Raw genomic sequence first — 22,522 nt, 5'->3', positions numbered from 1 at the left:
GACAGGGGGGCGGAAAGCCTGAGGCTTAAGGTTCTACCTGGTTCTCAGCGCAGTGGCCAGGCGTAGCATGGCGGCTTCGATTTCATAAGCGGTCAAGGACGAGTAGCCCAATAGCCAGCCAGGTTTCTTCTCATCGCCGGCGTATAACCGGCTAAGGCCAGAAAGCTGCACGCCCGCGCTGGCTGCTTGGCGGATGGTTTTCTCCTCCGACCAGCCATCGTGTAGCAAACAGGGAATTTGCAGCCCACCCTGGGGGCGCAAGGCGGTGACGATGCAGTCCAGGTGTTTGCTAATGGCATCGAGCATGGTGGTTCTGCGTCCGGCATAGAGCTTGCGCATGGCCCGGACATGGGCGTTGTAATGGCCGTCCTCCATAAAGCGCGCCAGGGTCAGTTGCAGAATTTGTGGCGTGTGGCCGTCCATCATGCTGCGCGCGTAGGTGAAGGCTTTAACCAACTCATGGGGCAGTACCATGTAGCCCATTCGCAGCCCGGGGTAGAGGGTCTTGCTGAAGGTGCCGAGGTAGAGGGTGCGCTGGTACTTGTCCAGGCCCTGCACACAGGCGGTTGGTTGCCCGTCGTAGTGAAACTCGCTGTCGTAGTCATCTTCGATGATCCACTTGCCCTTCTCCGCAGCCCAATTGATCAGCTCAAGGCGGCGCTCCAGCGGCAAGGTCGCGCCGGTTGGGTATTGATGGGACGGCGTGACATAGACGCAATTGGCACCGCTGCGGTCGGCGTATAGCAGGTCTGTGCGTATGCCCAGTTCATCGACATCGATGGGCGCAACCTTAGTCTCGGCGGTTTCAAAGGCTTTCTTGGCACCGTAATAGCCTGGGTTCTCCAGCAGGATCGGTCTGCCGGAGTCCACCAGCAACTGCGCACACAGAAAGAGCGCCTGGCGAGTGCTGCTCAGCACTAGGATCTGGTCGGGGGAGCATTTGGCCCCGCGCTCGAGGTTCAAGTAGGTGGCGATGGCCTTGCGCAGCGGCTCGGCACCTTGTGGGTCGCCGTGCAACAGCACGTTGGCGCGATAGTCCTTCATCACCTGGCGCTGCAGGCGTTCCCAGACATTGGTCGGAAAGGTGCGGGTTTCCGGCAGGCCGGTGGCAAACGCCTTGATCACCTGCTGATCGTTCACGCCGCCACTGTCGAAGATCATCCGTCCGCGCTGGCTCAGCCCCGCCCCCGGAACAGCCTGGCTGCTTTTGACTTCTTGCGCCTTGATGCGTCGGCGAGCTGCGCCGCGCAATTCGGTGCCCACGGTTTCGCAGACATAACTGCCTGAGCCCGCGCGCCGCAGGATAAAACCATCCCGGTGCAGTTGTACGTAGGCGTTTTCCACGGTGTCGCGGGCAACCCCGAGTGACTTGGCCAAGACCCGGGTCGCGGGCAGCTTCAGGCCCGGGTCAAGGGCACCATCGAGGATCAGTGCCCGCAGTGCGCGCTGAATCCGCTGGTGCAGATCCAGCAGCTGAAGCTCAGCATCGCTCAGGCGCATTTTCAGGGTTTCCAGCTCGAACGTTTTTGCCATGCGGTCTGCCTGATCTTAATGAATTGGCCTGCAAAGGCAGGCCAGTCTATCCGTAGAATTCGTCCCTCGCCACAGCCGTTTCGCTCGGCGAACACCCACGCTGCGAGCAATTTTGAACAAGGGTTACTCAGCTATGGCCAGGTCACATAACTTCAGCGCAGGCCCGACCGCGTTGCCGATGGAGGTTCTTCAGCAAGCGCATGAGGAGTTTTTTGACTTCGCGGGTACGGGTATGTCTGTGATGGAGATCAGCCATCGCTGCGAGGTGTTCAAGGAGGTTGCTTACCAGGCTGAACATGACCTACGGGAAATCTTGCAGGTGCCCGGCGAGTACAGGGTGTTGTTCTTGCAGGGAGGGGCCTCGCTGCAATTTTCCCAGGTGCCGATGAACCTGTTGGGTGATAAACGTACGGCGGACTATCTGCATACCGGTCTCTGGTCAGGCAAGGCTATTGAGGCCGCCCGGCGATACTGCGACGTACGCATCGCCGCCAGTGGCAAAGCGTCTGGCTTTGACCGCGTTCCGGAGGTGACGGACTGGAGCCTCAACCCGAACGCCGCCTACCTGCACTACACCGAGAACGAAACCGTCCACGGCGTGCAATTCATCGACGTGCCTGAGAGCTCGGCACCTTTGGTGTGTGACGCCTGTTCAAGCCTGCTTTCCAAGCCGATTGACGTGGCTAAGCATGGCCTTGTGTATGCCTCCGCGCAAAAGAACATGGGAGTGGCGGGGCTGACGGTGGTCATCGTTGCTCCGGCATTGCTCGATGCGGCGCAGGCATTCACCCCCGACTTGCTCAACTACGCGCGCATCACCGACGCTCAGTCGATGCTCAACACTCCGGCGACCTTTCCTTGGTACCTCACCGGTCTGACGCTCAAGTGGATCAAGCGCAGCGGCGGCCTCGACGCCCTTCACCGGCTTAACCGGGTCAAGGCCGAGTTGCTGTATCGCACCATAGACGACAGCGGTGGGTTTTACCGCAACAGCGTGCAAGTGCCGTTTCGTTCGATTAACAACGTGCCGTTCGTGCTCGCCGATGCTGCGCTGGACAAGACCTTTGTGCGGCGCGCCGAGCAGGCCGGGCTCTACGGGCTCAAGGGGCACGCCTCGGTCGGTGGGATGCGGGCCAGTCTCTATAACGCGGTCACGCTGCAGGCGGTGGAGGCATTGAGCGATTTTATGAAGGGTTTTGCCCGCGTGCATGGCTGAGGCTGGCAGCGCAGCAGAGAGGCTGGAAAGTGGCCTGTCTATATACGGACAAGTGCAGGGGTAAGACCTTCCATTTCAGCGTTATAAATCACTTATTTCCCGAGGCCAAATACCTCGTTTTGCAAGGAGCAAAGCAATCGTGTCTTCTTCAGCATCTCCGTCGCCCCTGCGTCTACGCGACCTTCTGCATCCGGTTGTCGCCGGGCTGATTTCAGTCATCGTCAACTATGGCGGCACGTTTATCCTGGTCTTTCAGGCTGCCAAGGTTGCCGGGCTCAGCCCCGAACTGACGGCGTCGTGGGTATGGTCGGTGTCGATTGGTGTGGGGATTACCGGGCTGTTCCTCAGTTGGTTGAGCCGTGAGCCGATCATTACCGCCTGGTCGACACCCGCCGCGGCCTTTCTGGTGGTCGCGCTGTCCACCACGCCTTACGCCGAGGCAGTGGGTGCATACATCATTTCAGCTGCTGCCTTCGTACTGCTGGGGGTGTCCGGCTGCTTTGAAAAGGTTATCCGCCTGATTCCGCCGGGCGTGGCGGCGGCGCTGCTGGCCGGCATCTTGCTGCAGTTCGGTATCGGTGCGTTTGCAGGCATGAGCCTTGACCCCGTGCTGGTCGGGTTGCTGATTGCCACTTATGTAGTGTTCAAACGCTTCACCGCGCGCTACGCGGTGGTGGGCATTCTGGTACTGGGGCTGGGGTTTCTGCTGACGCAGGACCGTGTGGATCTTTCGGGGCTGTCTCTGCAATTCGCGACACCGCTATTCACCCGGCCCGAATTCTCACTCAATGCGTTGCTCAGCGTGGCGCTGCCGCTGTTTCTGATTACCCTCACCGGCCAGTACATGCCGGGCATGCTGGTGCTGCGCAACGATGGGTTCAGCACCAGCGCCAACCCCATCCTGACTGTCACAGGACTGGGCTCCCTGCTGATGGCCCCCTTCGGCTCGCACGCCTTCAACGTTGCCGCTATCACGGCAGCCATCTGCACCGGCAAGGAAGCCTCGGAGGATCCGTCCAAGCGCTGGATCGCCGGGGTTGCCGCGGGCGTGTTCTACGTCCTCGTTGGGGTTTTCGGGGTGACCCTCGCTGCCGTGTTTATGGCGCTCCCGGCCGCCTTCATTACCACGCTGGCCGGGTTGGCCCTGCTCGGCACTATCGGCGCGAGCCTGGCCAGCGCCATGGCTGACGTCAAATCCCGCGAAGCCTCGCTGATCACCTTTCTGGCGTGCGCCGCGAACATCACTCTGCTGGGGGTCGGTGGGGCGTTCTGGGGATTGTTGATCGGGCTGGTGGCGCACGCTCTGCTCAATGGTCGCTTGCCGCGTCGCGAGGCGTTGCTCATCCCGGCTGCCGACGCTGTTGTGACGACCAAAGGAGCGACTCACTGATGTTCGCTCAACAAGAAGAAGCCGCCGCCTTGCATGAGCGTCATGGCCGTTACCCCCAGGCTGCCAGCGTCGACGACTTTCGCCGCAATCTGGCAGCTGTGCAGCAGCGTATCGCCAAGGCTTGCCAGCGGGTCGGACGCGATCCGGCGAGCGTGCGGCTGCTGCCGGTCAGCAAGACCTTTGACGAAGCTCATCTGCGTCTGGCCTACGCCGCGGGCTGCCGGTTACTGGGTGAGAACAAGGTGCAGGAAGCGCAGCGAAAATGGCAGGCCATGACCGACCTGGCTGACCTGCAATGGTCGGTTATCGGCCACCTGCAAACCAACAAGGCCAAGCAGGTGGCGCGTTTTGCCAGCGAGTTTCAGGCGCTGGACAGCCTGCGAGTGGCCGAGGCCCTGGATCGACGCCTGCACATCGAGGGGCGTCAGCTGGATGTGTTCGTCCAGGTCAATACCTCCGGCGAGGCCAGCAAGTACGGCTTGGCACCCGAAGCCGTCGCGGGCTTCTTACACGCGCTGCCGGCGTTCTCGGCGTTACGGGTGCGTGGGCTGATGACGTTGGCGCTGTTTTCAGCCGATGTGGTCCGTGTCCGTCCTTGCTTTGCAGGGCTGCGCGAACTGCGCGAGCGCCTGCGCCAGCACGCCCCTGCGGGTGTCGGGCTGGAGGAGTTGTCTATGGGCATGTCCGGTGATTTTGAAGTCGCCATTGAAGAGGGGGCCACCGTGGTGCGTGTCGGTCAGGCCATCTTCGGTGCCCGGGCCATGCCGGATGCCTACTACTGGCCAACCGCGGATGTCCGTCCGGCAAGTGCTGACTAACCTCCGCTGACAACAGCCTAACGTCTTGATTCACCTCTGACAGGAAACCATGCGATGTCCTCTGCGCCTTCGTACCTTATGCACACCTATGCCCGCCAGCCGGTCTCTTTCAGCCGCGGCCAGGGGGCGTTTCTGTGGGACACACACGGGGTTCAATACCTGGATGCAATCGCCGGGGTGGCGGTGACCAGCCTCGGCCATGCCAACCCCGAAATCGCCGCTGCCATTGCCGCGCAGGCGGGCCAGTTGCTGCACACCACCAATATGTTTCGCATCGAATGGCAGGAGCAGTTGGGTGAGCGCTTGTGCACCTTGTCGGGCATGCAGCGGGCGTTTTTTTGCAACTCTGGGGCTGAAGCCAACGAAGCGGCGCTCAAGTTGGCTCGACTGCACGCCAACGCCAGGCATGTGGCCCAGCCGCAGGTGCTGGTGATGGAGAACAGCTTTCATGGTCGCACCCTGGCGACCCTTGCGGCCACCGGCAACCCGGCAGTACAGCGTGGCTTTGAGCCCTTGATGCCAGGCTTTATCCGGGTGCCTTACGACAATATTGCGGCGATCCGCGAAGCGGCGGCGCAATCACCCGACATCGTCGCGGTATTGGTTGAGCCCGTGCAGGGGGAGGGCGGTGTGCATGCGGCATCCGCCGGGTATCTACAGGCCCTGCGGCAACTGTGCGACGAGCACGATTGGCTGATGATGGTCGATGAAGTGCAAACCGGGTTGGGCCGTACCGGCACCTGGTTTGGCTTCCAGCACGCGGGAATAGTGCCGGATGTGATTACCCTGGCCAAGGCACTGGGCAATGGTTTTCCCATTGGTGCCTGCCTGGCGCGGGGCCAGGCCGCTGAACTGTTTTCCCCTGGCCATCATGCGTCCACGTTCGGCGGCAACCCCCTGGCCTGCCGCGTGGGGTGCAGCGTACTCGACATCATGGAGCGCGATCACATCCCGCTGCGCGCAGCTACCTCTGGCCGTCGCCTGCTGGCCGCGCTGCAGGAGGCGCTGGGCAATCACCACGAGGTTGTTGCCATTCGCGGCCTGGGCATGATGGTCGGTATCGAGCTGAATCGGCCCTGCGCCGAACTGGTTGGCCGGGCGCGGGACGAACAACGCCTGCTGATCACGGTGACTCGCGGCACCACCATTCGACTGCTGCCGCCGTTGATCTGTGAGGACGTCGAGATCGACGATATCGCTGCGCGTGTCACTCGGCTGTTGTCGTAAACCGGCTTACTTTCCCAATTAAGGACCCTTCAATGTACGACTCAACGCTGACCCTTAACGCCTTCGACGCCGAGCTGTGTGAGGCGATTTATAACGAAGAGCATCGTCAGGAAGACCACGTCGAACTGATCGCTTCCGAGAACTATGCCAGCCCTCTGGTCATGCAAATCCAAAGCACCGTGCTGACCAACAAATACGCTGAAGGTTACCCGGGCAAGCGCTACTACAGCGGCTGCGAGTATGTCGATGTGGCTGAGTGCCTGGCCATCGAGCGGGTCAAGACTCTGTTCGACTGCGACTATGCCAATGTGCAGCCCCATGCGGGTGCCCAGGCGAACGCTGCGGTATTCCTGGCCTTGATCAATCCAGGCGATACGGTGATGGGCATGAATCTGGCCCAGGGCGGTCACCTGACTCACGGCAATCCGTCGAATTTCTCGGGTCGTCATTACAAGATCGTTCCGTATGGTCTTGATCCGGAAACGGGCTTGCTCGACTACGACGAGATGGAGCGTATCGCCCTGGAAGCACGACCGAAGATGCTGATCGGTGGTTTTTCGGCCTACTCCCGGCACAAGGACTGGGCGCGCATGCGGGCTATTGCCGACAAGGTCGGGGCCATTTTCTGGGTCGACATGGCCCACGTTGCAGGTCTGGTGGCCGCAGGCGAATACCCGGACCCCTTGCCGCATGCCCATGTGGTCACCAGCACCACGCACAAGACCCTGCGGGGGCCACGGGGTGGCCTGATTTTGTCCAAGGGGCAAGATGATGCGCTCTACAAAAAGCTCGATTCCGCAGTATTTCCGGGTGTCCAGGGCGGTCCACTGATGCACCAGATCGCCGCCAAGGCCGTTGCCTTCAAGGAGGCATTAGCCCCCGAGTTCAAAACCTATCAGGCCCAGGTGGTGATCAACGCCCGGAGCATGGCGGCCGTGCTGCAACGGCGTGGTTACAAGATCGTCTCGGGTGGCACCGATAACCACATGATGCTTATCGACCTGTCCGACAGGCCTTACACCGGCAAGGACGCCGATGCGGCCCTGAGCAACGCTTACATCACCGCCAACAAGAATTCGGTGCCCAACGACCCGCGCTCACCGTTCGTGACCTCCGGGCTGCGCATCGGTACTCCAGCCGTCACCACCCGAGGATTCGGCGTGCTCGAATGCGAGCAACTGGCGGGCTGGTTGTGCGACGTACTGGACGCCCTGGAGAACGGCGACAGCGAGAAAGTCGCGCACCAGGTGCGCGAGCAGGTAGTTGCGCTTTGCCGCCGCTATCCTGTCTACGGTTAAGCGGGCTTTTGGGTTAACGTTCGGCGTCCTATCGGCAGAACGCTTGGGAAACGCTCAACAATCGATGCAAAGCCTGCCATCTATGGAGGTTGCATTGTCGCAGTCTCAGCTTTGGAGGCTGGGGCGATACTGCAGGGCTTCGGCCAGGTGAGTGCGGCTGATACTGGCTGCGCCATCCAGGTCGGCCAGGGTGCGCGCCACTTTCATCACCCGGTGCGCGGCGCGCAGGCTCAGGCCCAGGCGTTCGCAGGCGTTTTCCAGCCAGTGCCGATCCTCGTTGTCGAGGCTGCAGTGTTGTTGCACGCCGGCCAGGTCCAGGTGGGCGTTGGCGCAGCCCTGGCGTGCCAGTTGCTGCTGGCGTGCGCGGACTACCAGGGCGGCCAGTTCGGCGCTGCTGGGGCCGTGGTCGCTGCTGGTTTCCAGGCGGGTGGTTTCCCGCGGTACGCTCAGGTGCAGGTCGATGCGGTCGAGCAGTGGGCCGGATAGTTTGCTGCGGTAGCGCTGGATCTGTTCCGCCGAGCAGCGGCAGCGCCCGGAAGGGTCGCCCAAATGTCCACAGGGGCAGGGGTTCATCGCTGCCACCAGTTGAAAGCGCGCCGGGAAGCGCACCTTGTCGCGAGCCCGGGCGATGACGATTTGTCCACTTTCCAGGGGCTCGCGCAAAACTTCCAAGACCTTTCGATCAAACTCGGGGAGTTCATCGAGGAACAAAATGCCGTGATGGGCCAATGTTATTTCGCCAGGTTGCGGGCGACTGCCACCGCCGACCAGCGCCGGGCCTGATGCGCTATGGTGAGGCGAGCGAAAAGGCCTTTGTGGCCAAGCACTTAGCGGAGTATGGCTGGCCACGGAATGAATGGCCGCCACTTCCAGTGCTTCCTGTTCGTCCAGCGGTGGCAGCAGGCCCGGCAGACGGCTGGCCAGCAGGGTTTTGCCGGTGCCGGGCGGCCCGCTAAATAGTAGATTGTGCGAGCCGGCCGCTGCCACCAGCAGGGCGCGTTTGGCCGCGATCTGCCCCTGCACTTCGGCCAAATCCGGGTAAGGCAGCACCTGGCGCAGCAGGCCCTGGGCCTGATACGGCGCAATCGGTCCTTGGCCATTAAGATGGGCGGCGACTTCTAATAAGTGCTCCACGGCGATCACGTCTAGCCCCGAGGCCAGACTGGCTTCTTCGGCGTTGGCCTTCGGCACCATTAAGGTGCGGCCGGCGGCGCGGGCGGCCAGTGCGGCGGGCAGTACGCCCTGTACTGGGCGAATCGCCCCGGACAGCGCCAGCTCGCCGAGGCATTCGAGCCGTTCCAGTGCGCTGGCCGGCACCTGGCCGCTGGCGGCGAGAATCCCTAAGGCAATCGCCAGGTCGAAACGCCCGCCGTCTTTGGGTAAATCCGCCGGGGCCAGATTGAGGGTGATGCGTCTAGGCGGGAACTCGAAGGCGCAGTTGAGGATGGCGCTGCGCACCCGGTCCTTGCTTTCCTTGACCGCCGTTTCCGGCAGGCCGACCAGGGCCAGGGAGGGCAGGCCGTTGGCCAGATGGGCCTCGACCGTCACCGCTGGAGCTTCGACGCCGACTTGGGCGCGGCTGTGGACTATGGCCAGGGACATCGATCACTCCTTGATCGGCTGAGGCATCCGCTGCGGGCGTTACTCGTGGGTGGCGGCGGCTTCTGGGCTGCGGGCTTCCATCTCGGCGACCTTGGCTTCCAGTGCTTCGAGGCGGGCGCGGGTGCGGGCCAGCACTACCATCTGGCTGTCGAACTCTTCCCGGCTGACCAGATCGAGCTTGCTGAAGCCGCTTTGCAGCAACAGTTTGAACTGGGCTTCGAGTTCGCTGCGTGGCAGCGGGCTGTCGCCATTGAACAGGCGGGAGGCCTGGTGGCTAAGGGCGTCGAGCAAAGCTTTGGGTGGCAGCATGGTGAGGTTCCGGTAACAGATGGTCGCCAGTGTAGCACGCAGTGTTGGGCGGCTTGCCTGGGCGAGGTTGGCGCACTGGGCGGGCGCGCTGCACGCTTTTCGCGCGTGCGGTGGCAGGGTGTCGCACCATTGTTGTGCGTTGATTGCGTCAAAACGGCAGGAAAAATCCCCTGTTTAGTCGGTAACTGCATGAAATAAGTGACTTTTACGTGAGTTGGCAGGCTTTCTGCTTTGTCTCTTGCGACGCATGCTCCGATGCAGTTCCGGTGCGTCAGGCGAAGCGGGGAAGTGCTTCGCCGGGATCTGTTGGTGAGCATCGGTGCCGCTAGGTCAGGGCCGCGATGCATTACAAAAGCCAGACACTGCGCTTAGACTTGAGTCGGGTTCGTAATTCCTGGGGCAAGTCCACCTTACACGGGAGAAAGTTACATGAAGCTAGTCACTGCCATCATCAAGCCGTTCAAGCTGGACGACGTCCGTGAGTCACTGTCGGAGATCGGCGTGCAGGGCATCACTGTCACTGAAGTCAAAGGCTTCGGTCGTCAGAAAGGCCATACCGAGTTGTACCGCGGTGCCGAATACGTGGTCGATTTTTTGCCGAAGGTGAAAATCGACGTGGCCATCGCTGACGATCAGCTCGATCGTGTGATCGAGGCCATTACCAAGGCCGCCAACACCGGCAAGATCGGTGACGGCAAGATTTTCGTTGTAAACCTGGAGCAGGCGATCCGCATCCGTACCGGCGAAACCGATACCGACGCGATCTAAACGCCCTTCGAACCCCACACGCCCCAGGAGTTAAACCATGACTCTGCGAAAAATCGCAGGGCTAGGAGCCCTGTTGTCTCTCGTTCCTGGCTTTGCCATGGCCGAAGAGGCAAGCCTGAACAGCGGCGACACAGCCTGGATGCTGGTCGCCACTGTGCTGGTGCTGTTTATGACCATTCCCGGTCTGGCGCTGTTCTATGCCGGCATGGTGCGTTCCAAGAACGTGCTGTCGGTGTTGATGCAGTGCTTTGCCGTGACCGGTCTGATCAGCATCCTGTGGGTCGTTTACGGCTACAGCCTGGCATTTGACACCACCGGCATGGAGCAGGGTGTGGTCAATCTCAACTCCTTTGTCGGCGGTTTCTCCAAAGCCTTCCTCAGTGGTCTGACCCTGGACAGCCTGGTGGCCACGGTGCCGGAATCGGTGTTTATCACCTTCCAGATGACCTTCGCCATTATCACTCCCGCCCTGATCGTCGGAGCCTTTGCCGAGCGTATGAAGTTCTCGGCCATGCTGATCTTTATGGCGGTGTGGTTCACCCTGGTCTATGCGCCCATCGCGCACATGGTCTGGGGTGGTGACGGCGCACTGATGTGGGACTGGGGCGTGCTGGACTTCGCTGGCGGCACCGTGGTGCATATCAACGCCGGTATCGCCGGGCTGGTGGCCTGTCTGGTGTTGGGCAAGCGCAAGGGCTTCCCGACTACCGCCATGCCGCCGCACAACCTCGGCTATACCCTGATCGGCGCAAGCATGCTCTGGGTCGGCTGGTTCGGCTTCAACGCCGGCTCGGCGCTGGCCGCCAACGGCAGCGCCGGTATGGCCATGCTGGTGACCCAGATTGCCACTGCCACCGCGGCGCTGAGCTGGATGTTCGCCGAGTGGATTACCCATCGCAAACCCAGCGTGCTGGGCATTGCTTCGGGTGCAGTGGCGGGCCTCGTGGCGATTACTCCGGCGTCCGGTACGGCCGGTCCCATGGGGGCCCTGGCAATCGGCTTGGCCAGCGGGGTGATCTGCTTCTTCTGTGCCACCAGCCTGAAACGCAAGCTGGGTTATGACGATTCTCTGGACGTTTTCGGCGTGCATGCCGTGGGCGGTATTGTCGGGGCTATTCTCACCGGGGCGTTCGCTGCGCCGGCGCTGGGTGGCTTTGGCGAAGTGGAGAACATTCCTGCGCAGTTGTGGGTGCAGTTCGAGGGGGTGGCCTTCACGGTGGTGTACACCGCGCTGGTGACCTTCGTGATCCTGAAAGTGATCGACCTAGTAATGGGCCTGCGTGTCAGTGACGAGGAAGAGACCATCGGCCTCGATCTCGCCCTGCATAACGAGCGCGGCTACAACCTGTAAGCACACGGAGCGCGTCCGGAGCCAACCCCGGACGCCTTAACCGAATAGCGCTATAAAGCGCACGGCAAGAGGTGAACCATGGACAACACAGCATTGACTGCACTGCAGTACGGTTTTGATACCTTCTACTTTTTGGTTTGCGGCGCCCTGGTGATGTGGATGGCAGCGGGTTTTGCCATGCTCGAAGCCGGGTTGGTGCGGGCCAAGAACACCACCGAAATTCTCACCAAGAACATCGCCCTGTACGCAGTGGCCAGCGTGATGTACCTGGTGATCGGCTACCACATCATGTACTCCAGCCCGGAAGGCGGCATCCTGCCAAGCCTGGGCTTCCTGATTGGTGACGAGAACAGCGTTGAGTCGGTACTCGCCGGCGGTGACGACGCGCCCTACTACTCGGCCCGTTCGGACTTCTTCTTCCAGGTGGTGTTCGCCGCGACCTGCATGTCGATCGTCTCCGGTGCCGTGGCCGAGCGCATGAAACTGTGGGCCTTCCTGGCTTTCGCCGTGGTCATGACCGGTTTCATCTACCCGGTACAGGGCTTCTGGAAATGGGGTTCGGGCTTCCTCAACGAAGCTGGCTTCCTCGACTTCGCCGGTTCCGGCGTGGTGCATATGGCCGGTGCTGCCGCTGCTCTGGCTGGCGTGCTGCTGCTGGGTGCGCGTAAAGGCAAGTACGGCGCTAACGGCCAGGTCAACGCCATTCCGGGTGCCAACCTGCCGATGGCAGCGCTGGGTACCTTTATCCTGTGGATGGGCTGGTTCGGTTTCAACGGCGGCTCGCAGCTGAAGATGAGCACCATCGAAGACGCCAACGCCGTGGCCAACGTGTTTGTTAACACCAACATGTCCGCTGCTGGCGGCCTGATTGCGGCGCTGATCGTGGCGCGCATCCTGTTCGGCAAGGCTGACCTGACCATGGCCCTCAACGGTGCCCTGGCTGGCCTGGTGGCCATCACCGCCGAGCCGCTGACCCCGACGGCCCTGCAGTCGACCCTGATCGGTGGCGTGGGTGGCGTGCTGGTGGTGTTCGCCATCCTCGGCCTGGACAAGCTCAAGCTCGACGATCCAGTCGGTGCCATCTCCGTCCACGGTGTGGTCGGTATCTGGGGCCTGCTGGCTGTCTGCCTGACCAACAGCGACTCCAGCCTGGGCGCACAGCTGCTGGGTATCGGTGCGATCTTCGCCTGGGTGTTTATCGCCAGCCTGATCGTCTGGTCCATCATCAAGCTGGTGATCGGCCTGCGGGTAACCGAGGAAGAAGAATACGAAGGCGTGGACATCGCCGAGTGCGGTATGGAAGCCTATCCAGAGTTCACCAAGAACTGATTGTCCGGCGTTTCAACGAGGGCGCCTTATGGCGCCCTTTGTTTTTTCTGCGGGCCGTCAGCGGGCCGCCGGAGTTTGCGCACAACGTTGTTGTGATGCACCGGCAACAGCCCCTAGAATGCGCGCCGTTGAGCGCAGATCGCCGATGCGTAGCACTCTGCCTGGGCTAGGCCACAGGATTTTTTTCCGGCGACGTTAGAAAGCTGACGCAGCTGGGCTATAACTACTCTGCTTTTCGCAAGTCATGAGGTTGGAACATGAGCGACGAAGATCTGGAACACGACGAACTGGAAGGCGCTGACGAGGACGAAGGCGAGGAACTGGCCGCCGCCGATGATGGCGACAGTGTGGATGATGACGGTGACGACGAAGTCGTACCCGCCAGCAAAAGCAAGAAGGTCAAGGCTGCCGTTGACGTCGAAGAGCTGCCCAGCATCGAAGCCAAGCAGAAAGAGCGCGACGCCCTGGCCCGCGCCATGGAAGAGTTTCTCTCCCGCGGCGGCAAGGTGCAGGAAGTCGAGCCGAATGTCGTCTCCGACCCGCCCAAGAAGCCGGACAGCAAGTACGGCAGCCGCCCCATTTAAGAGCCTATTTACGATCTGCTGCGCGTCGGCCCTGCTGCGTTAAAAACAGGCACTAGCTCGCGAGATCGTAAACAGCCTCTAGGCGACTGTACGAATGCAAAAAGCCCGCATGGCAGACGCCGTGCGGGCTTTTTTGTGGCTTTTCCCGTCCGCTGCTGCGTCCAGGTGTCGGCGCTTAAGTGTGAAGGGATCAGATTTCGTAGGGTGCGCTGTGCGCACCAACTCTGGCCGTCGATTCTTGGTGCGCGCGCACCCTAACCAGGGTGGCTCCTGCAAGCAGTGTCACGCCTCCCAAGCAGCCACTCTACGGGCCGTCGCTGCGCGACGTAGGGCTTGTGGCTGCGGCATTATCGGCTTACTCCCAGCTATGTAGCAGCGCCGGCAGCTCGGCGAGGCTGCGGATCTGCCCGTCCGGGGTGTTGTCGGCCTCCCAGGCCTTGCCCTGGGGGTTGAACCAGATGGCGCGCAAACCTGCCGCCTGCGCCCCGGCGATATCGTCGCTGGGGTGGTCGCCGATATGCACCGCATGCTCGGCGGCAATGCCGGCGCGTTTCAGCGCTTCGATAAAAGGTTTCGGGTCTGGTTTGCCAACCCCCAGTTCCTCGGCGCACAGGGCGAACTGGAAGTAATCGGCCAGGCCCAGGCGGCGCACATCGGCATTACCGTTGGTGATTACCCCAAGCTGGAAGCGATTGGCCAAGGCTTCAAGGGTTGGGTGCACCTCGGCGAACAGTTCGACCTGATGGCGCGCGGCAAGAAATACCTGAAAGCCGGCCTCTGCCAGTGCCTGCGCATCCGAGTTTGCATAGCCGGCGTCTGTCAGGGCATGCAGCAGGATGCGTCGGCGCAGTTCGCTAAGGCGATGCTTGAGCATCGGCTCGGCCTGCAACAAGGTAGCGCGAATCGACCACAGATGCTCCACCGGCACTGCACCCAGGCGCGGCGCATGCATCGCCAGCCAGTTGCGCAGCGCGGCTTCGGCGTCCTGCATCACCGGGGTGACATCCCACAGGGTGTCGTCGAGGTCGAAGGTAATCAGCTGAATGCTCATTCTGTGCTGCCTTTACGTTTGGCTCGGGGGTGGGCCTTGTCATAGACCGTGGCCAGGTGCTGGAAATCCAGGTGGGTGTAGACCTGGGTGGTGGCGATATCGGCGTGGCCGAGCAGTTCCTGCACCGCGCGCAGGTCCTGGGACGATTCCAGCATATGGCTGGCGAAGCTGTGGCGCAGCATATGCGGATGCAGGTGCTGGCCGAGCTCGCGCACGCCGGCCTGGCGCACCCGCAGCTGCACCGCGCGCGGGCCGATGCGGCGGCCCTGCTGGCTGATAAACACCGCGCCGTCAGCCGGGTTGGCCAGGGCGCGCAACGGTAGCCACTGTTCCATGGCCTGGCGCGCCATGCGTCCGAGCGGCAGTTCGCGGGTCTTGTTGCCCTTGCCGAGCACCCGCACCAGGCCGGCGGGCAGATCCAGGCCATCCAGGTTGAGGCTGACCAGCTCCGACAGGCGCAGGCCCGAGGAGTAGAACAGCTCGAGCATGGCCTGGTCGCGGCGGGCGATAAAGTCGTCTTCCAGTGCGCCGTCGAGCAGCTGTGCGGTGCGGTCGGCGTCCAGGGTTTTCGGCAGACGGCGCTCGCCCTTGGGCGGCATCAGGCCGCTGGCCGGATCACTCTGGCAGTGGCCTTCACGAATCAAATAACGATAGAGCCCGCGGGTCGCCGAGAGCAGACGCGCCAGGCTGCGGCTTGATTGCCCCTGCATATTCAGGCGGCCGACCATACGCCGTAGGCGCGCGGTATCGAGCGCGGTCCAGCTGTCGATCTGCTCCTGGGTGCAGAACGCCAACAGCGTGCTCAGGTCGTGGCGATAACCGGTGAGGGTATGCGGCGACAACTGGCGCTCGCTGCGCAGGTGTTCGAGGTAGGCGTCCAGGAGGTCTTGCATGGAAGCTCCCTGCGGGGGCGGGCGTAGGATGGGTCGGGCCGCGCAGGTGAGCGGCGCGCGGGACAAGATTCAAGCGCCAGGTATTAATCGTGCGCCGCGTAACCCATCGCGGCGATTTTGATGGGTATCGCTTTGCTCAACCCATCCTACGACTTGCCGCTGCTGTTATCTCACCGAACGCAGCGGCGTGGCGAAGCCCGGTACGACGCGGGCCAGGACTTCGGCGATATAGCCGAGGAACAGGGTGCCCAGGGAGCTCTTGTAGTGCTGCGGGTCGCTGCTGCCGATCGCCAGTACGCCGTGCAGGCCCTGAAAGGACAGCGCCACCACCGCGGCGGAGCCGACCTGGGCACCTTCCGCGCCGAACAGGAAGCTCAGTTCGTGTTCGCGCAGCACGCCGCAGATGGTCTTGCCGCCGGCCAGCAGGCCGCCAATGGCCTGGTGCGCTTCGGCGCTGCTGACCGAGCGGCCGACCGGCAGGGCGGCGTCGCTAAACAGGATAAGGCTGACGAAGGGCACCTGGAACTCGCTGCGCAGGCTGTCTTCGACGCAGCTGACGACTTCTTCCAGGCTGCTGGCGTCGAGCAGGTCGAGCACCAGGCGGCGGGTCTTGTCGAACAGGCGGTCGTTGTCGCGGGCCACGTCCATCAGTTGCGAGAGGCGATGGCGCATTTCGATATTGCGCTCGCGCAGCAGTTTGACCTGGCGCTCGACCAGCGACACGGTGTCGCCGCGCTGGTGCGGAATGCGCAGCTCGGGGATCAACTCGTCGTGGTCGATAAAAAATTCCGGATGCAGGCGCAGGTAGGCGGCGACTGTTTCCGAATCCAGTGGTTTGGGCGAATTCTGCTTGTCGGTCATAGGCGCACCTGTCCTTCGTACACGCGTACCGCGGGTCCGGTCATCATAACGGGCTGACCTGGGCCTGCCCACTCGATGGACAGCTTGCCGCCCGGCAGTTCGATCTGCACCGGCGAGTCCATCCAGCCCTGGCTGATGGCCGCCACGGCCGCGGCGCAGGCACCGGTGCCGCAGGCCTGGGTTTCCCCGGCACCGCGTTCCCAGACGCGCAGCTTGGCGCGTTGACGGTCGAGAACCTGGAGGAAACCGACATTGACCCGCTGCGGAAAGCGCGGGTGGTGTTCGAGTTTCGCGCCCAGGCTGTGCACCGGCGCGCTGTCGAGGTTATCGACGCGCAGCACCGCATGGGGGTTGCCCATGGACACGGCGGCCAGCTCGACATTCACCCCGTCGACCTCGACCACATAGCTCAGTGCCTGCTGCTCGGCCTGGAACGGAATATCGGCCGGCACCAGGCGCGGCGGGCCCATATTGACGCCGATCTGGCCGTCGCTGCGCACGTCCAGCTCGATGATGCCGCCCTTGGTTTCCACGCGCATCTGCCGCTTTACCGTCAGGCGCTTGTCCAGCACGAAGCGGGCGAAGCAGCGCGCACCGTTGCCGCACTGCTCCACTTCCGAGCCGTCGGCATTGAAGATGCGGTAGCGGAAGTCGACGTCCGGGTTGCTCGGCGGCTCGACGATCAGCAGTTGATCGAAGCCCACGCCGGTGTGGCGGTCGCCCCACTGCTTGGCGTTCTTCGGCTGGATATGCGCGTGCTGGCTGACCAGGTCGAGGACCATAAAGTCGTTGCCGAGGCCGTGCATCTTGGTAAAGCGCAATAACATGAGCTTGTCCTTAGCGGGCGGGCGGCAGGCAGCTTTCGCCGGCAAACAGCTCGCTGAGCGTCTCGCGGCGACGCACTTCGAAGGCCTGGTCACCCTCTACCATCACCTCGGCGGCGCGGCCGCGGGTGTTGTAGTTGGAACTCATGACAAAACCATAGGCACCGGCCGAACGCACGGCCAGCAAATCGCCTTCGGCCAGGACCAGGTCGCGGTCCTTGGCGAGGAAGTCGCCGGTTTCGCAGATCGGCCCGACGATGTCGTAGTTGCGGCTGCTGCCGTCGCGCGGCTGCACTGCCTGCACGTCCATCCAGGCCTGGTACAGGGCCGGACGGATCAGGTCGTTCATCGCCGCATCGACGATGGCGAAGTCCTTGTGCTCGGTGTGCTTGAGGTACTCGACCCGGGTCAGCAGCACGCCGGCGTTGGCCACGATGGAGCGGCCCGGCTCGAATACCAGGGCCAGGTCACGGCCGGCAATGCGCTCACGCACCGCCTTGATATAGTCGCCGGCCAGCGGTGGCTGCTCGTCGCGGTACTGCACGCCGAGGCCGCCGCCCAGGTCCAGGTGCTTGATCTGGATGCCGCGTGCGGCCAAGCGGTCGATCAGCGTCAACAGGCGATCGAGGGCATCGAGGAAGGGCGGCAGGGTGGTCAGCTGCGAGCCGATATGGCAATCGACGCCGACGATCTGCAGATTCGCCAATTCGGCGGCGCGGGCGTAGACCGCTTCGGCCTGCTCGATATCGATGCCGAACTTGTTCTCTTTCAGCCCCGTGGAAATATAGGGGTGGGTGCCGGCGTCGACGTCCGGGTTGACCCGCAGGGAAATCGCCGCGGTCTTGCCCATTTCGGCGGCAACCAGTTGCAGGCGTTCCAGCTCTTCGGTGGACTCGACGTTAAAGCAGTGCACGCCCACTTCCAGGGCGCGGCGCATATCGTCGCGGCTCTTGCCGACGCCGGAGAAGACGATCTTGCTCGCCTCGCCACCGGCAGCCAGCACTCGCTCCAGCTCGCCGCGGGAGACGATATCGAAGCCCGCACCGAGACGCGTCAGCACATTCAGCACGCCGAGGTTGGAGTTGGCCTTGACCGCAAAACACACCAGATGGGGCATGCCGGCCAGGGCATCGGCATAGGCATGGTATTGCGCCTCGATATGAGCACGGGAGTAGACGTAGGTCGGCGTACCGAAGCGTTGGGCGATGGCGGACAAGGCCACGCCTTCCGCGAACAGCGCGCCGTCGCGGTAGTTGAAGGCGTTCATGGGGCTGTCCTTATTCGGTCTGCGCAGGGGCGGGCTGGCTTTCTTCCGGGAGGAACAGCGGGCCTTTCTGACCACAACCGGCGAGCAGTGTGGTGACGGCGACCAAGGCAATAAGGGCAGTAAACAACCGCTTCATGGTGGAATCCTTGTAATAAAGCATGATTGCGCAGGAGTATACCGACCCCCCGGACCCTTGCCTATGCGCCAGGATTCCCGTCTGGCGGGGCTTTGCTTGTATCTTGGCGGATATCTTTGGGCGCATGGCCAGTGATCAGGAGTCGGAATGGACAATCCCGTAGCGCTTGCTAGCTCTGTTTCAGTGGCCTATCTGCAGGGTTTGCTCGACTACCTGGAGCGCCATGGCGTGGCCAGCGCCGCTCTGCTTGAGCGGGCGCAACTGAGCCCGCAGCTGCTCGCCCAGCGCGATCAGCGCATCGCTGCCAGTGCCTACCTGGAACTGCTCGGCCTGGGCGTGCAGCTGAGCGGCGACGACTGTCTCGGCCTGCACCTGGGCGAGGCGGTGCGCCCCGGTTATTACGGCGTGCTGGGTTACCTGATCATGAGCTGCGCGACCCTGGCCGACGCCCTCCATCGTCAGGCCCGCTATGCCGCCCTGGTGGGCAACCTGGGCCGGGTCGACCTGGCCGACGAGCCGCCCCGGGAAGGCCTCGAACCCCAGGTGGCGCACAGCTGGCAGCCCTTGCTAGCGCAACAGCAGCGTCAGCTCAGCGAAGAAACCCTGGCAGCCTGGGTGACCTTCGGCCACTGGATCAGCGGCCTGGATGTGCCGCCCAGTGAAGTGCGCTTCCAGCATGCAGCACCGGCGGATACCCGCGAACACCAGCGCATCTTCCGTTGCCCGGTGCTGTTCGAGCAGGCCGATAACGCCCTGGTCTTTCCCAAGCGCTTGCTGAGCACGCCGCTCGGCCAGGCCGACGCTCAAGTCCGCCTGATGCTCGATGCCTACGCCGATCGTCTGCTCGGCGAAATCCAGCAGGGCCATAGCGTGCTCGACCGCGCGCGGCTGGAGCTGGCGCGGCAGTTGCCTGAGGCCGGTGCCGACCTGGGCCTGATCGCCGCGCGCCTGGCCCTTAGCCCGCGCACCCTGCAGCGGCGCTTGCGCGAGGCGGGTCTGTCCTTCAACCAGCTGGTCGACGAGACGCGTCAGCAACTGGTGTTGCATTACCTGCGCGACCCGGCGCTGGAACTGGCGGAAATCGCCTTTCTGGTCGGCTTTAGCGAGCCGGGTTCGCTGGCCCGAGCCTTTCGCCGCTGGACCGGACAGAGCCCCGGCGAGTATCGCCGCCACCTGGGATTATGAAAGCTACTGCGCCGACGGATGCCGTGCAGCGTCTTGCGCAGGGGCCTGATCGGGGCAATGCTCATGTACACTTTGCCGCTTGCGCCTGCCATGCGGGCCCTGCCTGACCCTGGCGGCTGGCGCGTTGATAACGCCTATTCTGTGCAGTCGCTGATTTTTTGAGGTAAGTCGCAATGAGTTTGACCGAAGCCCGCTTTCACGATCTGGTCGATGCCACCCAGCAGGCGGTGGAAGATATTTTCGATGACAGCGACCTGGACCTGGATCTGGAAAACTCTGCCGGCGTGCTGACCGTGCGCTTCGAGAACGGCACCCAGCTGATCTTCAGCCGCCAGGAACCGCTGCGCCAGCTGTGGCTGGCGGCGCGCTCCGGTGGTTTTCATTTCGACTATGACCAGGCCAGCGAGCGCTGGATCTGCGACAGCAGCGACGAGCAGCTGGGTGAGATGCTGGTACGCATCACCCTGGAACAATCCGGTGCCGACCTTGAGTTCGAAGAGCTCTGACAGCCCAGGCGCAGGCCCGCAGGTCGACTCGCCCTGCCGCCGGCAGTGCTGCCTGGACGAGCGGGATATCTGCCTGGGCTGCGGCCGCACGCTGGCGGAGATTCTCGAGTGGGGCCAGGCCGACTCCCCGCGTCGCCGCGCCATCTGCACCGCTGCCGAGGCACGCTTGCAGCAGCGTCCCGGCTTCCCTTGACCTGGCGGCCTTGTTTATTTGAGTGGCTGTGATACGGTCGGGATCACTCTTGCAAAACCCCATCCCCGTGATGGGGTTTTGCTTTTTTCGCAACCGGCAAAGGCCGTCTGGAATGCAGCACCGTGTTCGTGCGGTGGTTTCCGCCGGTTAGACCAAGGAGATTTACCCGCACCATGACCAGCGCACCTTCGATCACCATTACCCGTCTGGACCTACAGCGTCTGGAGCATCTGCTCGACAGCCTGGACGACTTCGGCCCCGGTGCCGTGGCCTTGCAGGCCGAGCTGGACCGCGCTGACGTGGTCGGCCACGACGAGGTGCCGGCGGGGGTGGTGACCATGAATTCGCAGGTGCATTGCCGCGAAGAAAGCAGCGGCAAGGACTATCACCTGAAGCTGGTATATCCCCAGGACGCTGGCGGCGAAGGCACGGTATCGATCCTCGCGCCGGTTGGCAGCGCCCTCCTGGGCTTGTCCGTGGGCCAGCATATCGACTGGACTTCCCCCACCGGCAAGGTGCTCCAACTGACCCTGCTGGCGGTTGAATATCAGCCCGAGGCTGCGGGCGAATACAACCGCTGAGCTGTTTGGCTAGCAGTCGGGAGTGTTTGGGCTAGGCTGCATCCTGGTGATGTATCCCATTCGGCAAGGAGGCCACTCATGTCCAGTCTGCCCCTGTATTTCCCCCAGGGCTTTGCCCTGACCCGGGCGCTGCAATGCGCCCAACTGATTGCTGCGGCCTATGCACAGTACGCTCAATGGCAAGCCCAGGACCGGCCGCGACGGCCTCAGGAGTTTGCCTGGCAACCGCCGGCGCTGCCCGGCTGGCGCTTTTCCGCGCCGATCTGGAGCGTGCTCAGCGAGCTGCACTTTCTCAACGAATCCGAACCCTTCGGCTTTGCCGCGCGCGATCCCGAGGGGGAGCTGTACCTGGTATTTCGCGGCACCGACACGGTGCAGGACTGGTTGGACGACCTGGACGCCGATCAACGCGACTACCCCTGGCAATCCGGGGTGGGGCAGGTACACCATGGCTTCCTGAAACTCTATACCTCGTTGCGCGACCTGGCTCTGCACGAGGTGGATGCCCTGCAGCCCAATGAGCGGCTCTGGGTCTGTGGCCACAGCCTGGGCTGTACGTTGTCGAGCCTGGCGGTGCTGGATCTGCGCGAGCGCTGGCCCGATCTGCCGCTGGAGCATTACAACTTCGCCAGCCCGCGTTTGGCCGCGGCGGATTTCGCCGCCTATTACAACGGCCTGGGCGTGCCGACCTTCCGCGTGGTCAACGACAGCGATCTGGTGCCGCAGGTACCGCCCGGCGCGGTGGATGGCTTGCGCTATCAGCACCTGGGGCAGGCCGTGACCTTCACCGCCAGCTATGCCGATGTAGCGGCCAATCACAGTCTGGCGGACTGCTACCTGTACGCGCTGCAAAACCCGCAGGCACCGATGCGCGGCTGATTTCGATCAGGCCGCGCAGGCCCAGCCTGCGCGGCCCGGTCCAGTCGAGAAAACTTCACCCGCGGGCAGTCTTTTAGTCGCCGCCGCCACCACAGCCGCCGCTGTCCCCGCCACCATCACTGCTCCCGCCACAGCCGCCAGCGCACCCCGAACTGCAGCCGATATGCCCGGCGCAGTAGGTGTCGCCTTGCCTGTTTTTTCCGCCGCGGCAGTTGAGGCTGTAGTGGAAGCCGTCGGCGATGGCCAGTTCGGCATCCAGGGCGAACAGCAGCGGCAAGCGCTGCGGAGCCTTCGGTGCTATGCCCTCGGCGACACATGCCAGGCGCCAGGCGCGGCGGATGCCCTGCTGCGCCAGCGTCGGGCTTTGCATGGCTTCGCTCGGTACATGGTGGAGGAAGCGTCCGATGCCCTGGTTGCAGAACTGCTGGTACTGGCGGGTATGCAGGATGAATTCGTGCCAGAGCACATCGACCGCCTGGGACGGCATGGCGACCATGCGCCGTTTGGCCTGGCGGCAGAGTTGAAAATATTGGCGCAAGCCGCGCAGGGCATGGGCAGTTTGCTGTTCGCTAAGGTGCGGGTAGCGCTCGGCCAGCTTGCGCCGCAAGCGTTGGGGAAAGGCGTAGCTTTCGATAAAGCGTTCGCGGGCGCGCACGCGACTGTGGCGTAGCAGCAAACCAGCGGGGATCAGGGTAAGGCCGAGAAACAACAACAGGCTCAT

General features: G+C 62.9%; 24 protein-coding genes. 14 read left to right on the top strand and 10 right to left on the bottom strand.

Going from position 1 to position 22,522, the window contains the following annotated elements; genetic code table 11:
* Positions 1-33: 33 nt before the first annotated feature.
* Entirely contained in the window at positions 34-1,533 is a 1,500-nt protein-coding gene (locus VMP31_RS03075; protein ID WP_325503937.1) for a PLP-dependent aminotransferase family protein, read from the bottom strand.
* A 133-nt stretch (positions 1,534-1,666) separates the two neighbouring features.
* Between VMP31_RS03075 and serC the strand changes: the two genes are divergently transcribed.
* The 5 genes from serC to glyA all read left to right on the top strand — a co-directional run bounded on the left by serC (position 1,667) and on the right by glyA (position 7,482).
* Positions 1,667-2,749, top strand: coding sequence for a 3-phosphoserine/phosphohydroxythreonine transaminase (gene serC, locus VMP31_RS03070; RefSeq protein WP_325503935.1), 1,083 nt, complete (start codon positions 1,667-1,669; stop codon positions 2,747-2,749).
* 139 nt (positions 2,750-2,888) lie between these two features.
* Positions 2,889-4,139, top strand: coding sequence for a benzoate/H(+) symporter BenE family transporter (locus tag VMP31_RS03065; RefSeq protein WP_325503933.1), 1,251 nt, complete (start codon positions 2,889-2,891; stop codon positions 4,137-4,139).
* Positions 4,139-4,957 (top strand): YggS family pyridoxal phosphate-dependent enzyme, encoded by an 819-nt coding sequence (locus VMP31_RS03060; RefSeq protein ID WP_325503931.1) that lies wholly within the window; start codon positions 4,139-4,141, stop codon positions 4,955-4,957. The genes VMP31_RS03065 and VMP31_RS03060 overlap by 1 nt, the downstream gene beginning before the upstream one ends.
* Positions 4,958-5,011: 54 nt before the next feature.
* Entirely contained in the window at positions 5,012-6,184 is a 1,173-nt protein-coding gene (locus VMP31_RS03055; protein WP_325503929.1) for an aspartate aminotransferase family protein, read from the top strand.
* Between the two features lie 32 nt (positions 6,185-6,216).
* On the top strand, positions 6,217-7,482 hold the full coding sequence (gene glyA, locus VMP31_RS03050; protein WP_325503927.1) for a serine hydroxymethyltransferase: 1,266 nt from the start codon (positions 6,217-6,219) through the stop codon (positions 7,480-7,482).
* A 105-nt stretch (positions 7,483-7,587) separates the two neighbouring features.
* Here glyA and VMP31_RS03045 read toward each other — a convergent pair whose 3' ends face one another.
* Both VMP31_RS03045 and VMP31_RS03040 read right to left on the bottom strand, forming a co-directional pair.
* Positions 7,588-9,084, bottom strand: a complete 1,497-nt coding sequence (locus VMP31_RS03045; protein ID WP_325503925.1) for a YifB family Mg chelatase-like AAA ATPase — start codon at positions 9,082-9,084, stop codon at positions 7,588-7,590.
* A gap of 39 nt (positions 9,085-9,123) precedes the next feature.
* Positions 9,124-9,393 carry an accessory factor UbiK family protein gene (locus VMP31_RS03040; protein WP_325503923.1) on the bottom strand — a complete coding sequence of 90 codons (270 nt, stop codon included), beginning with the start codon at positions 9,391-9,393 and terminating at the stop codon, positions 9,124-9,126.
* A gap of 429 nt (positions 9,394-9,822) precedes the next feature.
* On the opposite strand from VMP31_RS03040, the gene glnK reads away from it, so the two are divergent.
* The 4 genes from glnK to sutA all read left to right on the top strand — a co-directional run bounded on the left by glnK (position 9,823) and on the right by sutA (position 13,425).
* On the top strand, positions 9,823-10,161 hold the full coding sequence (gene glnK, locus VMP31_RS03035) for a P-II family nitrogen regulator (RefSeq protein WP_003096476.1): 339 nt from the start codon (positions 9,823-9,825) through the stop codon (positions 10,159-10,161).
* A gap of 37 nt (positions 10,162-10,198) precedes the next feature.
* On the top strand, positions 10,199-11,512 hold the full coding sequence (locus tag VMP31_RS03030) for an ammonium transporter (RefSeq protein WP_325503918.1): 1,314 nt from the start codon (positions 10,199-10,201) through the stop codon (positions 11,510-11,512).
* Positions 11,513-11,590: 78 nt separating this feature from the next.
* Positions 11,591-12,841 carry an ammonium transporter gene (locus tag VMP31_RS03025; RefSeq protein ID WP_325503916.1) on the top strand — a complete coding sequence of 417 codons (1,251 nt, stop codon included), beginning with the start codon at positions 11,591-11,593 and terminating at the stop codon, positions 12,839-12,841.
* Positions 12,842-13,098: 257 nt separating this feature from the next.
* Positions 13,099-13,425, top strand: a complete 327-nt coding sequence (gene sutA, locus VMP31_RS03020; RefSeq protein WP_325503914.1) for a transcriptional regulator SutA — start codon at positions 13,099-13,101, stop codon at positions 13,423-13,425.
* A gap of 355 nt (positions 13,426-13,780) precedes the next feature.
* Here sutA and VMP31_RS03015 read toward each other — a convergent pair whose 3' ends face one another.
* The 6 genes from VMP31_RS03015 to lptM all read right to left on the bottom strand — a co-directional run bounded on the left by VMP31_RS03015 (position 13,781) and on the right by lptM (position 18,457).
* Complete coding sequence (locus VMP31_RS03015) at positions 13,781-14,476, bottom strand: HAD-IA family hydrolase (RefSeq protein ID WP_325503912.1); 696 nt, start codon at positions 14,474-14,476, stop codon at positions 13,781-13,783.
* Positions 14,473-15,369 (bottom strand): tyrosine recombinase XerC, encoded by an 897-nt coding sequence (gene xerC, locus VMP31_RS03010; RefSeq protein WP_325503910.1) that lies wholly within the window; start codon positions 15,367-15,369, stop codon positions 14,473-14,475. Before xerC ends, VMP31_RS03015 begins: the two co-directional genes overlap by 4 nt.
* 165 nt (positions 15,370-15,534) lie before the next feature.
* Complete coding sequence (locus VMP31_RS03005; protein ID WP_325503908.1) at positions 15,535-16,230, bottom strand: DUF484 family protein; 696 nt, start codon at positions 16,228-16,230, stop codon at positions 15,535-15,537.
* On the bottom strand, positions 16,227-17,057 hold the full coding sequence (dapF, locus tag VMP31_RS03000; protein WP_325503906.1) for a diaminopimelate epimerase: 831 nt from the start codon (positions 17,055-17,057) through the stop codon (positions 16,227-16,229). The genes VMP31_RS03005 and dapF overlap by 4 nt, the downstream gene beginning before the upstream one ends.
* 10 nt (positions 17,058-17,067) lie before the next feature.
* Positions 17,068-18,321 carry a diaminopimelate decarboxylase gene (lysA, locus tag VMP31_RS02995; protein WP_325503904.1) on the bottom strand — a complete coding sequence of 418 codons (1,254 nt, stop codon included), beginning with the start codon at positions 18,319-18,321 and terminating at the stop codon, positions 17,068-17,070.
* A gap of 10 nt (positions 18,322-18,331) precedes the next feature.
* Positions 18,332-18,457 (bottom strand): LPS translocon maturation chaperone LptM, encoded by a 126-nt coding sequence (gene lptM, locus VMP31_RS02990; protein WP_325503902.1) that lies wholly within the window; start codon positions 18,455-18,457, stop codon positions 18,332-18,334.
* A 147-nt stretch (positions 18,458-18,604) separates the two neighbouring features.
* Here lptM and VMP31_RS02985 point away from each other — a divergent pair, with 147 nt between their 5' ends.
* From VMP31_RS02985 to VMP31_RS02965, 5 genes are all read left to right on the top strand, one after another.
* On the top strand, positions 18,605-19,642 hold the full coding sequence (locus tag VMP31_RS02985; protein WP_325503900.1) for an AraC family transcriptional regulator: 1,038 nt from the start codon (positions 18,605-18,607) through the stop codon (positions 19,640-19,642).
* Between the two features lie 173 nt (positions 19,643-19,815).
* The gene (gene cyaY / locus VMP31_RS02980; RefSeq protein WP_325503899.1) at positions 19,816-20,148 is read left to right on the top strand and encodes an iron donor protein CyaY; all 333 of its coding nucleotides are present in this window, start codon (positions 19,816-19,818) and stop codon (positions 20,146-20,148) included.
* Positions 20,129-20,341 carry a DUF1289 domain-containing protein gene (locus VMP31_RS02975; protein ID WP_325503897.1) on the top strand — a complete coding sequence of 71 codons (213 nt, stop codon included), beginning with the start codon at positions 20,129-20,131 and terminating at the stop codon, positions 20,339-20,341. The genes cyaY and VMP31_RS02975 overlap by 20 nt, the downstream gene beginning before the upstream one ends.
* 173 nt (positions 20,342-20,514) lie before the next feature.
* Entirely contained in the window at positions 20,515-20,922 is a 408-nt protein-coding gene (rnk, locus tag VMP31_RS02970) for a nucleoside diphosphate kinase regulator (RefSeq protein ID WP_325503895.1), read from the top strand.
* 78 nt (positions 20,923-21,000) lie between these two features.
* Positions 21,001-21,801: a lipase family protein gene (locus VMP31_RS02965; RefSeq protein ID WP_325503893.1), complete on the top strand. Its 801-nt coding sequence runs from the start codon at positions 21,001-21,003 to the stop codon at positions 21,799-21,801.
* A gap of 73 nt (positions 21,802-21,874) precedes the next feature.
* Here the strand turns inward: VMP31_RS02965 and VMP31_RS02960 are convergent, their stop codons facing one another.
* On the bottom strand, positions 21,875-22,513 hold the full coding sequence (locus tag VMP31_RS02960) for a glycine-rich domain-containing protein (RefSeq protein WP_414705424.1): 639 nt from the start codon (positions 22,511-22,513) through the stop codon (positions 21,875-21,877).
* Between the last annotated feature and the right edge of the window lie 9 nt (positions 22,514-22,522).

The sequence above is a fragment of the Pseudomonas sp. genome (assembly GCF_035512415.1).
Lineage (GTDB): Bacteria > Pseudomonadota > Gammaproteobacteria > Pseudomonadales > Pseudomonadaceae > Aquipseudomonas.
The sequence above is the reverse complement of the archived record's forward strand: the minus strand, read 5'-3'. Positions and strand labels throughout refer to the sequence as shown.